The 13,195-nt window shown below is 32.4% G+C and carries 12 protein-coding genes and 1 tRNA gene; 9 read left to right on the top strand and 4 right to left on the bottom strand.

Translation table 11 applies throughout. The features are described 5' to 3' along the window. Positions 1–88 precede the first annotated feature (88 nt). From SYN6308_RS22000 to SYN6308_RS06950, 5 genes are all read left to right on the top strand, one after another. Positions 89–1,789, top strand: coding sequence for a hypothetical protein (locus SYN6308_RS22000; RefSeq protein ID WP_017293719.1), 1,701 nt, complete (start codon positions 89–91; stop codon positions 1,787–1,789). Positions 1,790–1,930: 141 nt separating this feature from the next. After that, positions 1,931–3,088, top strand: a complete 1,158-nt coding sequence (locus SYN6308_RS06965; protein WP_237741264.1) for a sugar ABC transporter substrate-binding protein — start codon at positions 1,931–1,933, stop codon at positions 3,086–3,088. A gap of 15 nt (positions 3,089–3,103) precedes the next feature. Further along, the gene (locus SYN6308_RS06960; RefSeq protein ID WP_017293717.1) at positions 3,104–4,423 is read left to right on the top strand and encodes a mechanosensitive ion channel family protein; all 1,320 of its coding nucleotides are present in this window, start codon (positions 3,104–3,106) and stop codon (positions 4,421–4,423) included. 226 nt (positions 4,424–4,649) lie between these two features. Continuing rightward, the gene (locus SYN6308_RS06955; protein WP_017293716.1) at positions 4,650–6,290 is read left to right on the top strand and encodes an alpha/beta hydrolase; all 1,641 of its coding nucleotides are present in this window, start codon (positions 4,650–4,652) and stop codon (positions 6,288–6,290) included. Between the two features lie 226 nt (positions 6,291–6,516). After that, positions 6,517–7,671 (top strand): DUF58 domain-containing protein, encoded by a 1,155-nt coding sequence (locus SYN6308_RS06950; protein ID WP_017293715.1) that lies wholly within the window; start codon positions 6,517–6,519, stop codon positions 7,669–7,671. Positions 7,672–7,760: 89 nt separating this feature from the next. Here the strand turns inward: SYN6308_RS06950 and SYN6308_RS06945 are convergent, their stop codons facing one another. Both SYN6308_RS06945 and pyrE read right to left on the bottom strand, forming a co-directional pair. Then, the gene (locus SYN6308_RS06945; protein WP_017293714.1) at positions 7,761–9,296 is read right to left on the bottom strand and encodes a tetratricopeptide repeat protein; all 1,536 of its coding nucleotides are present in this window, start codon (positions 9,294–9,296) and stop codon (positions 7,761–7,763) included. A gap of 74 nt (positions 9,297–9,370) precedes the next feature. Further along, positions 9,371–9,928 carry an orotate phosphoribosyltransferase gene (pyrE, locus tag SYN6308_RS06940; RefSeq protein ID WP_017293713.1) on the bottom strand — a complete coding sequence of 186 codons (558 nt, stop codon included), beginning with the start codon at positions 9,926–9,928 and terminating at the stop codon, positions 9,371–9,373. 59 nt (positions 9,929–9,987) lie between these two features. Here pyrE and SYN6308_RS06935 point away from each other — a divergent pair, with 59 nt between their 5' ends. Further along, a complete protein-coding gene (locus SYN6308_RS06935; RefSeq protein WP_017293712.1) occupies positions 9,988–10,404 on the top strand; it encodes a hypothetical protein in 417 nt (138 codons plus the stop codon). 8 nt (positions 10,405–10,412) lie between these two features. Here SYN6308_RS06935 and SYN6308_RS06930 read toward each other — a convergent pair. Continuing rightward, positions 10,413–10,485, bottom strand: a tRNA-Ile gene (locus SYN6308_RS06930). Between the two features lie 61 nt (positions 10,486–10,546). Here SYN6308_RS06930 and SYN6308_RS06925 point away from each other — a divergent pair. Beyond that, on the top strand, positions 10,547–10,849 hold the full coding sequence (locus SYN6308_RS06925) for a hypothetical protein (RefSeq protein ID WP_017293711.1): 303 nt from the start codon (positions 10,547–10,549) through the stop codon (positions 10,847–10,849). 31 nt (positions 10,850–10,880) lie between these two features. On the opposite strand, the gene SYN6308_RS06920 is transcribed toward SYN6308_RS06925, so the two are convergent. Continuing rightward, positions 10,881–11,339, bottom strand: a complete 459-nt coding sequence (locus SYN6308_RS06920; RefSeq protein ID WP_017293710.1) for a molybdenum cofactor biosynthesis protein MoaE — start codon at positions 11,337–11,339, stop codon at positions 10,881–10,883. 376 nt (positions 11,340–11,715) lie between these two features. Here SYN6308_RS06920 and isiD point away from each other — a divergent pair, with 376 nt between their 5' ends. Together isiD and coaBC are read left to right on the top strand one after the other, a co-directional pair. Further along, a complete protein-coding gene (gene isiD / locus SYN6308_RS06915; protein ID WP_017293709.1) occupies positions 11,716–11,928 on the top strand; it encodes a protein IsiD in 213 nt (70 codons plus the stop codon). Beyond that, positions 11,915–13,159, top strand: coding sequence for a bifunctional phosphopantothenoylcysteine decarboxylase/phosphopantothenate--cysteine ligase CoaBC (coaBC, locus tag SYN6308_RS06910; RefSeq protein ID WP_017293708.1), 1,245 nt, complete (start codon positions 11,915–11,917; stop codon positions 13,157–13,159). Before isiD ends, coaBC begins: the two co-directional genes overlap by 14 nt. The last annotated feature ends 36 nt before the right edge of the window (positions 13,160–13,195 follow it).

Genomic DNA, 13,195 nt, shown 5'->3' with positions numbered 1-13,195 from the left:
GCTTCAGCCCTCTTTATTCCAAATATAGTCGCTTTCTAATGTGTTTTTTGATGTTTAAAATTTAAAATCATATTATATTTACAAAATTATGTTATTTTTTAAAAAATCTTTCATTTTTATATTAGCAATCGGTAGTAGTTGTTTTCCTCTAAAGTCGATCGCAAACCCTATATCTGCTCAAGAAAAAGACGATCTATTTATCTCTAACGGCTGTGATTGTGCACCAGATTTAAGCGGAAATTATTTTCAAGAATCTGAACTAATAAAGCAAACTCCTGACATTTTTCAAGTTGGTAAATTTAATGAAAATACTAATAGTTTATTCCCTCAAATTCAAGCCCAAAATTCCGAAGTTAATATCACAAATGATCCGAATAAATGGCGTTTTCAATTTCAACCCTATGTAACCGTACCAATAACTACTTACGGCACAGCTACCGCTAGAGGTAGAACTGTTGATTATGATATGGATTTAGGACAAGTATTAGATTCTTTGAACTTTACAGCCAGTGCTAGGGTAGAAGCATGGAAAGGTAGATTTGGACTTATTTTTGATGGTTATTACGTTAATTTGGGTGATACTATTAATTTAAGTAAACAAGCTACTAGAACCCCCTCAGCTTTAAATTCTCTCAATTATTTAATGAGTAAAGGTACAAATACAAGGGTGACAGAATTAGTTAATAATCTTGAACAAAAAATTGAAATAGCGAAAGAAAACGAACAGTTAAAAAAAGATGAAATTACTCAAAAAATAGATACAAAAATTGAAGACTTAAAATTTACTATTAATGAAGATTTAGAAAAATTAAAAACTGTCGAGATAAAAGTAGAAGAAATTAGAAATAATTTAAGTAATTTTGTTGATTCTCGCATCGGTGATTTGAATTTTCAAGATTTAGAGAATCTCAAATTAATTCCCGAAGATTTTAAGGAATTATTGGCACTAAATATCAAAGATTTTCCCCAAACTCAAGACTTAGAAGAGTTAAATAAGAGAATTGAAGATACTGGCGTTAAAGAAGTTTTATCTTCTCTTCCTGAAATTAAACAAAAATTGACAGAAACTCGTGACACTGTACAACAAGGCATTGAAACCGTTATCGAACAACGTAAGATTGAAGATACAGAAAAATTACAAGCATTACAAAAAGAATTAGAAGAAGCTAGAATTTTAATCGATCAAGAATTGGCTAAAATTGAACAAACTAAGGATTTTATCGAAAATCGATCGCCCCAAAATTTAGATATAAGTAGTAATACAAATTTAAGTTTTCAACAGGGAATTTATGACTTTGCTGTAAGTTATCACTTTGGCGATATTCCCAATTCTCGATTACCAGAAAAACCATCAGGGCGCAACTATCCTATTTTCTGGTTTCAACCCATAGCAGGAATGAGATTAAATAACATCAGTATCAATATCGAAGAAACTATTAATGTTGTCGCTACCAGTACCTTAGTTAATTTTAATGGTAGTTTTCAAAATAACTACGGACAGACTAGAACTTGGCTTGAACCGATGATAGGTGGTAAATTGGGAATGCAATTAAACGATCGAATTGGACTATGGTTAAGGGGAGATGCGTCAGGATTTGGATTAGCTGGAGAAACTGACATGAGTTGGAATGTCTTATTTGGTACAGATGTATGGATCGGTTATAACACTGCATTACAATTAGGCTATCGTTTCTATGAAATAGATTACTCTTGGGGTAGTGGTAATAATGCTTTTGGTTTCAAAGAAAGTTTTAATGGACCATTTTTGTCAGCAACTTTTCATTTTTAATCATAATCAATAACCGATTCAATTAGTTAAATAGGTATATTTTTTTTGCAAATGTCAAAGTTGTTTAAACATAAAAAGATATTTAGTTTTTTGTATTACTTTATCATTAGTATTAGCTTGATTTTACTCATTAAAATTGCTTTGAGTAATCAAGTAAATATATCAACAAAACTACAAGGAAATCTATTAATTTGGCATTCTACAGAGGGAAAAGTTGCCAATATGTTCATAACTGCTGTCGAACAATTTAAACAATTAAATCCAGAAGTTAATATTCTCCTTCAATCAATTCCTCAGCAAAAAAATCCCTCTCTTTTTATTGAAAAATCAGAAACTGGTTTTGGTTCAAGTGCTTTAATTATTGAAGCAAAAAATCTGATAGAATTACTCAAAAAAAGATTAATTAATCCTATTGATTCCGAATTAATTGACACTTCTATTTATTCCCCTCTTACATTAACTCAAGTACGTTATCAAGGAAAAATTTATGGTATTCCATTAGGTTCAAATACAAGGGTTCTTTGTTATAATAAAGCAAAATTAAATGCTACCAATGATCCAATTTTAAGCACTCCGCCAACAGATTTAGATGGATTAATTCAAAGGGCAATAAAAGGTTATACTGTGGGTTTAGTTTCTTCTTTTGAAGATACTTTTTGGGGCATGGGTAGTTTTGGTGGTAGATTATTTAATGAATTAGATTTACTTGCGCCTAATCTTGATGGATGGGTAAAATGGCTTGATTGGCTCAAAAATGCTTCTTTACAACCTAATGTCATTTTTAGTCACGATCGTACTATTCTTCACAATGCTTTTAATAATGGTAAATTGGCTTATTATGTTTGTGAATCAACGGAAATTCTCGATTTTACCGAGACTTTAGGGGATAATTTCCGAATTGCTTTATTACCTCAAGGAGAAGGAGGAAAAGCGACTCCTTTGATTTATACCAAAGTTATAGTATTAAATCATAGTAATACAGATAATGAAAATCGTTTAGCTTTAGCCTTTGCTAAATTTATCACGAATCCAGAGCAACAATTAGCAGGAATTATCAAAACTCAGAGTTTTATTCCCACCAATCGTAATGTAAATCCTAACGTTATTTTACTGCCTATTGAATCCGTGTTATTAAAACAAGTTGAATCAGCAGTAGCAATTCCCCTTAATAACTTACAACAAATTCTGAAAGTTTTTGAAATAGGAGAAATTCTTTATCAAAAAGCTCTTGTAGGAGAAATTTCTACCGAAAAAGCTGCCGAAGAATTAATGTTGTCGATAGATAGTTTTAGTAGTTAATAAATTTCTATTTTTATGGAAAATAAAGTTATAACTTTTTCCGATATTCTTATTAAACAATCCATTTTTTTAGCAAGATTTGACATTTTAATTCAGTCATTAATTATCTTTATTTCTTTAATAATAGGTTGGTTATTATCTAAAGTTATTTGGAATTGGTTACACAAAAAAATTCCTCAATTTACTACTTTTATTTGGCGAGATGAAAAACTCGAACCCAATGAGTATATTGCTTTATTTGTACAAACGATCGATTTTCCTTTAATTACTTTAATTTTACTTAATTTAATGGAAGTTTTTTTAAAAAGTCAAAATTGGACAAAAGGATTAATAAATTTATCAGTGCAAATAGTAATAATTTATTTAATTTTAAGATGTTTTTTAGCATTTTTATATAGTACTTTTCCCTTAAATATTATTCGAGAATATCAATGGAAAATATTTTATCCATTATTCATTTTATTTGTGTTGAGAAAAATATTAGAACTTTCGGGAAATTTTGAAGAATTTTCTCAGATAGTTTTAATCAAATTATTTAATAATCCTGTCACTTTTCAATCTATATTTGCTCTGTTTATAGGATTATATTTTTGGGTAGTAATTGTTATCTTATTAGAAAAATTATTAATCACATTTATTAAACCTAAAACTCCTTCAGATAAAGGAGAAATTCAAGCAAGTATATTATTATTACGTTATTTTTTAATCACTTTAGGAATTGTGTTAATTTTAGGTTATGTGGGAGTGGACGGTAGGGCTGTAACTGCTATTAGTGGTGGTTTATCTGTGGGTATCGGCTTTGCTTTAAAAGAAGTTATTAGTAATTTTGTTAGCGGTATTATCTTATTATTTGAAAAAGTATTAAAACCGGGTGATATTATTAGTATTGAAGGACAAACCTGTGAGGTAAAAGAATTAGGAATTAGGGCAACTACGGTAAAAATGTTAGTAGATAATTCAGAAAAAATCATTCCTAATCAAACTTTTTTTACAGAAGATTTAACCACTTATACTGGTAGTAATAACTTAGTTTATTGTTCTGTTTTAATCGGTGTAGGCTATGATTCTCAACCAGAACAAATTATTAATTTATTACTCGAAATTGCTTACAATAATAAAAGGGTATTAAAAAGTCCTTCTCCTATAGCTTTTTTCCTAAAGTTTGGAGATTCTAGCTTAAATTTTGAACTCAAATTTTGGTTAGATGATGTTAATACCAGAAAGGGCGTTATTAGCGAAATAAACTGTAATATTTTAAAAGAATTTGCTAATAATAATATACAAATTCCCTATCCTCAAAGAGATATTTATATTAAAAAGATTAAGAAAAGTTAAAATTTTATTATTGCTTAAATAAGTTTGATTATAATAAACAAAACAAGTCAAAAAAAGAGAGTATAATGTTCATAAATTATATTGATCAAGCTATGAAAATAGTAATGTAAAAAAAAAAACATAAATCTTATTAATCCTAGGGTAACAAAAAATAGAGTTTTCAATTAAACTATAAATAGTTGATTTTCAATTTAACAACAAATTTATTAAATAATCATCAAAAAAAATGTTGATCAAAAAAACGTCAAAACTTGCTTTATTTTTATTAGGAATTGTTACAACTTCTTTAACTTCATTACCTGTTAAAGCGGCAGAAAAACTTTTTTTAAGTTATGGTCCTCTTAAATTTTCTGTAGAAGTAGAATCCTTAGAAATCTTTGCTAAAGATGGCACTGTTAACGAGGATTTAGGGCAATATTTAGACTTAATTCCTCCTGAAAAAAGGGATAAATTTAGAGAATCTTTAACCAAAAAAGTTCCCCTTGAACCTGTTTTAGTTTCTCGCTTTTTTAATAGTGAAATGGGAGAACAAATCCTTCTACGTTTAGGTAAAGGAATCACCCTTGAAGGGGGCGAAAACGGCGGTATTGCCTTACGAGGTGCGATCGTACAATCAGCTTTTGATCCCGATGGTTTAACTTTACTTAATATTCTCAAAAAATATCCCACAAATCTTCAAATACAAGGGGAATTAATTAAGGGTGCAGTGGAAGAAGGAGACAAAATCATCTCCGCTACGGAAAATTTAGTCAAAGAAATGCGCACTTGGACGGCTGAAGAAGCCTCTAATAATCCTTCTGTTGATTATGCTAAATTACCTGATATTCGTAAAGCAGGACAATATCAAGTCAAAAAAGAAGTTTGGCAGTTGACAGATACCAGTCGTAACCGTAAATTTTATGTTGATGTTTATGTACCTCAAGGGGTATCAAGGGATAAAATTCCCGTTATTGTATTTTCTCATGGTTTATCCTCTCGTCCTGAAGATTTTGCCGATCCCCTTAACCATCTTGCTTCCTATGGTTATGTCGTCGCCGCTCCTCAACACATTGGCAGTGACATCATTTACTTAAAAGAGATGTTTGAAGGCTACCATAAAAATATATTCGATCGAGATGAATTTATCAATCGCCCTAAAGATATTAGTTTCGTGATTGATGAATTGGAAAGACGCAACCCCACTGAGTTTAAAGGCAGACTTGATCTTCAAAATGTGGGAATGGCAGGACATTCTTTCGGTGGTTATACTGCCTTGGCCATCGCTGGTGCTACCATTGATTTTGATTACTTACAAAAAGCCTGTGAACGCCCTTACGGTGGTTTAGATGTAGCGATACTATTAGAATGTAGAGTCTTAGAATTACCTAGACAAGATTATCAGTTTAGAGATTCTCGTGTAACTGCCGTATTTGCAGGTAATCCTGTCGTTCGGTATATTTTTGGGCAAACGGGTATCAGTAAAATTGATATACCTGTACTCTTGGCTTCAGGAAGTGATGATCCAGCCGCCCCCCCAGTGTTTGAACAAGGAATGCCTTTTATTTGGTTAAATACACCCGATAAATACTGGATGTTAGCAGAAGGACAAGCCCATGTTAATTTTAGCAAACTTGATGGCGGAATAAAACAAGCTCTTGATTCGACAGTTCATTTAACATTACCTAGCCAAGATTTGATTAGTAGTTATGTCAAAGGAACTTCTTTAGCTTTTTTTGAAGTTCATCTCAAAAATAATCAGGATTTTCGTAAATATTTGCAATCTTCCTATGCACAATATCTCAGTGAAAATCAAGATTTTAAACTAAATTTTATTACTAATGCTTCTGCCGATAAAGTCAAAAATTCGATCGAAAAATTTGATAATTAATATTGTCACTGTACTTTGAGGGAAAATAGAGAGAAAATAAAAATAATCACAAATATTATTCTTTCTCTATGAACAAAGATAACAGAATTCAAAAATAAGGGCATCATAAAATGTGATAAAACAGATATAGCAATCCGATTTGAATCCTGAGATTGGAAATGTATATTTCTCATTCCTCATTCTTTAGCAGGTATAATTGATTGTAAAACTATGCCATCCTGTATCAATGTCTAATTCTCCCCATAATAATTTCATTATCTCTTTTTTTGATTGGTTAGAAAGTCGTTGGGCAACTCCAGCTTATGCTGGGTGGGTTTTAATCGGTATTGCCTTAAGTTTTTTTGGGGCAGCAACTAACACGATGGCAGGTTGGTTATATGTTTTGAGTGGGGTGTTATTTTCTTTACTGGCGTTAAATTTATTTGTCTCTATCAATACTTTAAAAAGACTTCAGTTAAAACGAACGAATATTGAAGCCATCAGCGCGGGGAATGAGTTAACCATCGAGTTAGTTGTTAGTAATCCCACGAAAAAAGTGAAAACTCTTATAGAAATTATTGACGAGTTACCTTTGGAATTGTCAGGGAAAATTATTAATCGCATCGAAACCCTACCACCGAAAAGTGAATTAAAATTAGTATCCTATGCCCACGCCAAAAAAAGAGGAGTCTATCATTGGCATAATATTATTTTAAAAACGGCTGCCCCCTTTGGATTATTTTACAGCAGTCGTCAACGATCGATCCAAAGTAAAGCCATTGTTTATCCCCAAGTCTTACCATTGCAAACTTGCCCCCTCATTGATAATATCGGCATTCAAGAAACCCACCAGAGACAAAGTGAAAGACTGTATCAAAACGCCACAGAAGGAGTGACAAAAGCCATCAGACAATATCGTTATGGTGATGCAACCCGTTTAATACATTGGCGTAGTAGTGCCAAATTCGGAGATTTACAAGTAAGAGAATTAGAAACCATTACAGGAGGAGAAGAAATCATCATTTGTTTAGACAACTCCAGTCAGTGGCAACCGGAATATTTTGAAACCGCCGTCATTGCCGCCGCTTCCATGTATTTTTATGCCAGTCGTCAACAATTAGATGTAAAATTATGGACGGCAGATAAAGGTTTAATTAGGGGAAATAAAGTCATGTTAGAAACCTTAGCAGGTGTTGATTTTTTAGTCAACTCGATCGAACAAATCCCTTCATCTCCAGTTATTTGGTTATCTCAAAATGCCGATTCCTTGTCATCATTACCCCTAGGCAGTCGTTGGTTATTATTTCCCCCTGTTGAGGGGAAACCCAATCCCGAAAATCTTTCAGGTATTTTTTATGATGAGGAAATCCCCTTACAAACTCTGCTACAAAAACCCCTTTAATTAATTCCTTTTTTTCTCCTGATTGATTTTTTTATCACAAAAAATGCCTACATTTCTTGACAATTATCATTTTAAATTAAATCAAATAGTTAAAAAGAATGAGTTTGTTTACTATCAGGTACATTAAAACAATATTTGTCCAAATCACTGTTATTTTTTCCTTTACTATTTATACCAATAACTTCAGGATTTTGTGTCAAGGAAGATAAAATTTCATTATCATCAAGAATACTTCCCTCTTTTTCTAATAATGAAGATAAAGAGTGATGATTTTGAATTGCTGGAATAAAATAAGGATCAATTTCTGAAATAATTTGATAGGTATTAATCGATTCTTTATAGTAACCTAAATCAGCTTGTAAAATTGCTAAATTATAATAAGATTTTAAATATTTATCATTAGCTTTTATTGCCAATTGATAACTGTTAAAGGCTTGTTTATATTCTCCTAATTGTTGATATATAATGCCTAAATTATAATAAGCCTGTGGTAAATTTGGTTGTATTTTTATCGCTTTAAGATAATCTTCGATCGAACTGTCCTTATCTCCTAATTGATAATATATAATAGCCCGATTATAAAAACCTTGAAACAAACTATGATTAATTTGAATCGCCATAGTATAATCTTCCAAAGCCTTAATAAATTTAGTTAATTTAGTATGAATAATGCCTCGATTAAAATAAGCAAAATAATTTAAAGGATTAATTTTAATTTCTTGAGAATATTCCATTAAAGCCTCTGGATAATTACCTAATTGTTGATGTAAATATCCAGCCCAATGATAAGCTAAAGAATCTTGATCGTTTAACGTAATAGTTTGAGAAAAATCTGTTAAAGCACCTTGAATATCGCCTAATTTATATTTAGAAATACCTCGTAAAAAATAATTTTTTGATTGAGTAGGATTATTAAAAATTGATTTATTATATAACAGTATTGACTCAGCATAACTACCTTTTTTGAGATAAGATTTAGCTAGTTTTAAGAGATAATAATCAGTAGGTAAAATGTTTTGTAAATAAAAATTGAGTCCACCTATATATAAAAAGTCTGCTAAATTAATATCTAGTTTATCATTGAATCTTGGTAATGATTCCACAGGAATAAATCCTAAAAAAATAATAACATATTCTTTTAAATTAACTCTAAATTTCTCTGGAGAAATTGTATAAATAATTAAATTATTATGTTCGATTTCTTGTGCAGATACACTATATCTTATCTTCTTAAAATTTCCTGAATAAGTTTTAATTAAAATTTTATTATTTGTTGCCTGTTTCACCAAAAAATGGCTATTAACCAAACTCGCTTCATAATCTTCATAATATTTATGATTATCTAACCAAGTTAAATGACCAAATTTTAATAAAAAAGCCTCCATACCTAATTTTCGATAAAAAACTATTTCTAATATTTCTTTTAAAGGGTAAGTTAAATTATATTTATTGGCAATTTCTTCGGATTCTAAAATAGATTCAACCTTAATTTTTTCGATCGAATCTTCATTAATAACCACCATTTCACTATGAAGATAACTTTCTTGACAATGTAACAAATTTCCCAAATCAAGACGGGAACAAAAATCTTGTTGTTGTGCCTTTAATGGTGTTGTCCAATCCATGGGGGAAAATAACTAATATAGCAATCAAATTGTATTTATAAAGGTCGAATATCAGAATTCCTAATTCCTAATTCCTAATTATTTCTAATCTCTTCTAAAGTAAAAAGACTCTCAAATTCTAACCCTTGAGATTGATAAAATTCACTACCTCCTGCTTGTCGATCGATCAAAGATATAATTTTGTTAACCTGATAACTGGCATCCCTTAATCTTTCTACAGCCAACATAGCAGATTTTCCTGTTGTTACCACATCTTCTAAAACAACCACATTAGCACCAGAAGGCAAACTAACCCCTTCAATATAAGCCTGTGTACCATGTCCTTTTGCCTCTTTACGCACAATTAATGCTGGAATAGGCTTATTTTCTAAAGCAGACACTAAACTTACAGCTGTAACCATCGGATCAGCTCCCAAAGTTAAACCAGCTACGGCAGTAGTATTATCACTCAAGAGAGAAAAGATTAATTTACCTACTAATAAAGCACCTTCTGCCCTTAAAGTCACCTGTTTACAATTAAGATAAAAATTACTTTTTTGTCCCGAAGAAAGAGTGAAATCCCCTTCTTGATAAGCATATTTAACGATTAAATCTAATAATTCTTGTTTTAAAATAGTGTTATTATTTTCCATAAATGTTTTTCGATAAATCAGTTACAATGAGAGTAACATGATCTTACCAAATATCAATTATGTTATCAAAAATTTCTCGTTTTGTTGCCATTGCCACGTTAACAACTCTAACCTGTGTGATTACTAATCCCACTTCTGCTAAACCAGTTGACTCTTCCAAATCTCCCGAAGTAGAAACTGTTGAATACCGCCCAATGAATATGAGTAGATTAGTCAATGAAGCCTTTTCTACCCATAGTGGGAATTTTTTTGAAGGTGCGAGTCTAGCAGGACAAATTGATACTATTTTAGGAATGCGTAGCTTTCCTCAAGGCTCTTTTCCTGAGAATAATATCACTAATGATGCCTTACTGTTAAACGTTATCATGTATGATTATTTTAGACAGTTAAAAGAAGGAGACCCTACTATACGCACCGAAGATTTACCTAATCCTTTTGATACTTCCTTAAGAGAAATTATGGATGATAGACAGTAATTGATTTATCCAGGGTACAGGAGTTGAACCTGTCTTGGGCGAATTATGAGTTCGCTGCCTCAACCGCTCGGCCAACCCTGGTATTTTTTAACCTTTCCCATTATAAAATATATTGTTATCTTTTTGTCAAATTTTTCTTTTTATGAAAACAAATACTTCTTCGCTACGTTCCCCTACTGCGATCGCAAGTATTCTAGTACTAATCAGTAGTCTATCTATTGGTATTGGTGTCGGATATTTGTCTTTTTATTTAGGTACAGAATCTTTAATGGGAGTGACATCTCCAGAAGAAAACCCCACCCAAAAAATCAATAATAAATCAGAAAATGGCAAAGAACGTCAAAATTTTACCTTGATGTCTGAACAAAAAATGTTGGTCAAGGTTTATGATCATATACATAAAGCTAGGGAAGAAAGTAAAGTTCAAGCACAACAGAAAAAATAAATTGTTTCAAATGAGATAATCTTGCTTTTTCTCAACAATTATTCATCTTTAATTGTTCACACATTCCGATACTAACCCAACTACTAACTCCGTCTTCAAAATGTTCTTTTTTCCAAATAGGAGCATTATGCTTTAAGGTATCAATGCCATAACCACAAGCACTAAAGGCTTCTCCACGATGAGGACATCCTACGGCAACTAAGACACTAATATCACCTATATTTAATTTGCCGATACGATGATGGATGATAACACTATTCACATCTTGCCATTGTTCTTTAATTTGATGGCTAATATCTTGAAAAATTTTTATCGCCATAGGTTCGTAAGCCTGATATTCTAAATATTTAACAGGTTTCCCCTCGGTTTTATTTCTTACTGTACCACTCATAAGCACGATCGCACCATTACCAGCATTATCTGCTAGTTGATACACTTGAGATAAGGAAAGGGGTGCAAAAGTAATCTTAAAATTAGTAAATAAAGTCATAAGAATCGAGGAATGAGAATTGAGAAAACCTGAGTTCGATATAAAAATAGGTGAGGGCTGACTCTCGTTGACAGGAAGACAGGCAGACAGGAAGATTGTATTTCTGGTGAATGAATAAAATTCTCTCAAAAGTACATCAAATATTGAGAATTTTTCTCCCTGTCCACTTGTCCACTTGTCCACTTGTCCACTTGTCCACTTGTCCACCTGTCTAGTTTTCATCATTTTCTTTATGTCGAACTGAGGTGAGAAAATACTATTCTATCCATTTTCTGATTAATTACTTATTGTTAACGATTAGTGGTTAAGAGTGCAAAGATGGTTAAAATACAAAGTGGGGTAAAATCAGTATCTCCTAATAAGGGAGGGTAAAGCTATGACAACTGTAACTTTAAAAGAAGAAGACTATTCTAAAATCACGGCGGAGGAGGTGGCTGAAATTGCCGCTAGACTTGAGCTAGATGACTATAATACACCTTTTGATGGTTTACAAGATTGGCATTTATTACGCGCCATCGCATTCCATCGGGAAGATTTAGTCGAGCCTTATTTCTATCTTTTAGATATTGAGGGTTATGACGAATCATAGTCATCCGTTGACAGGAAAAAACATTTTAGTTGGTGTGGGAGGTGGTATCGCCGCTTATAAGGTGTGCGAAGTCGTCTCCCATTTGTTTCAACTGGGGGCAAATTTGGAGGTTATTCTCACGGAATCAGCTCAAAAATTTGTCACTCCTTTAACTTTTTCTACTTTAGCTCGAAAACCTGCTTCTGTCGATGGAGATTTTTGGCAACCTGTCTATGAGCGTCCGTTACATATTACCCTAGGAGAATGGGCGGATTTAATGGTTATTGCACCTTTAACCGCTAATACTTTAGGTAAATTAGTCCATGGTTTAGCTGATAATCTATTGACTAACACGGTTTTGGCTTCTACTTGTCCGATTATAGTCGCCCCTGCCATGAATACGGAAATGTGGTTACAAAAGTCTGTGGAGGATAATTGGCAAAAATTGGCTCAAGATAGCCGTTATCATCTTTTACATACTAACACGGGTTTATTGGCGTGCGATCGAATCGGTAAGGGCAGAATGGCAGAGGCAAAGGAAATTTTAAGCTCGATCGAGTCTATTATTGTCAGTAAAGGAAAACGGGATTTAGTGGGCAAAAATATTTTAATTAGTGCTGGAAACACAAGGGAATACATTGATCCTGTTAGGTTTATGGGCAATCCTGCCACGGGGAAAATGGGCATAGCCTTAGCCAACGCCTGTTATTATCGAGGAGGAAATGTTACGTTAGTGGCAGGAAATATCAACCCCGAATTGTTACAACTGTTGCCTCCTGTGCAAATTATTCCTGTTACCACCGCCCAAGAAATGGAATCGGCAATGGTGAGTAATTTTCCTCAAGCGGATATAACTTATATGGCGGCAGCAGTTGCGGATGTGAAACCCCGACATTATGCTTCCCAGAAATTGAGTAAAAAATCTTTACCCTCTAGCCTTGAATTAGAGCAAGTTAATGATATTGTGGCTAAATTAGGGGAAATGAAGCAGTCAAGTCAAAAATTAATCGGATTTGCCGCTCAAACGGGAGATATTATCACCCCTGGGAAGGAAAAATTGCAACGGAAAAATTTAGATGCCATAGTTGCTAATCCGATAGATAAAGATAACGCAGGGTTTGCTACAGATACTAATGAAGGAGTATGGCTCGATCGTCAAGGAGAACAAATTATGTTCGATCGTACCACTAAATTAACCTTAGCTCATAAAATTATCGATTTTTCACTTTTTTACCTAATACCTAATACCTAATACCCAAAGTCCACAATCTATTTTGCATCAGTACTT

This window comes from Geminocystis herdmanii PCC 6308 (assembly GCF_000332235.1).
Lineage (GTDB): Bacteria > Cyanobacteriota > Cyanobacteriia > Cyanobacteriales > Cyanobacteriaceae > Geminocystis > Geminocystis herdmanii.
This window is presented reverse-complemented; position numbering and strand designations above follow the sequence as displayed.

Bases quoted from the DNA above. Each gene is read 5' to 3' on its own strand.
- SYN6308_RS22000 (WP_017293719.1), top strand. From the start codon at position 89: ATGTTATTTTTTAAAAAATCTTTCATTTTTATATTAGCAATCGGTAGT.
- SYN6308_RS06960 (WP_017293717.1), top strand. From the start codon at position 3,104: ATGGAAAATAAAGTTATAACTTTTTCCGATATTCTTATTAAACAATCC.
- SYN6308_RS06955 (WP_017293716.1), top strand. From the start codon at position 4,650: ATGTTGATCAAAAAAACGTCAAAACTTGCTTTATTTTTATTAGGAATT.
- SYN6308_RS06950 (WP_017293715.1), top strand. From the start codon at position 6,517: ATGTCTAATTCTCCCCATAATAATTTCATTATCTCTTTTTTTGATTGG.
- SYN6308_RS06945 (WP_017293714.1), bottom strand. From the start codon at position 9,296: ATGGATTGGACAACACCATTAAAGGCACAACAACAAGATTTTTGTTCC.
- pyrE (WP_017293713.1), bottom strand. From the start codon at position 9,928: ATGGAAAATAATAACACTATTTTAAAACAAGAATTATTAGATTTAATC.
- SYN6308_RS06935 (WP_017293712.1), top strand. From the start codon at position 9,988: ATGTTATCAAAAATTTCTCGTTTTGTTGCCATTGCCACGTTAACAACT.
- SYN6308_RS06925 (WP_017293711.1), top strand. From the start codon at position 10,547: ATGAAAACAAATACTTCTTCGCTACGTTCCCCTACTGCGATCGCAAGT.
- SYN6308_RS06920 (WP_017293710.1), bottom strand. From the start codon at position 11,339: ATGACTTTATTTACTAATTTTAAGATTACTTTTGCACCCCTTTCCTTA.
- isiD (WP_017293709.1), top strand. From the start codon at position 11,716: ATGACAACTGTAACTTTAAAAGAAGAAGACTATTCTAAAATCACGGCG.
- coaBC (WP_017293708.1), top strand. From the start codon at position 11,915: ATGACGAATCATAGTCATCCGTTGACAGGAAAAAACATTTTAGTTGGT.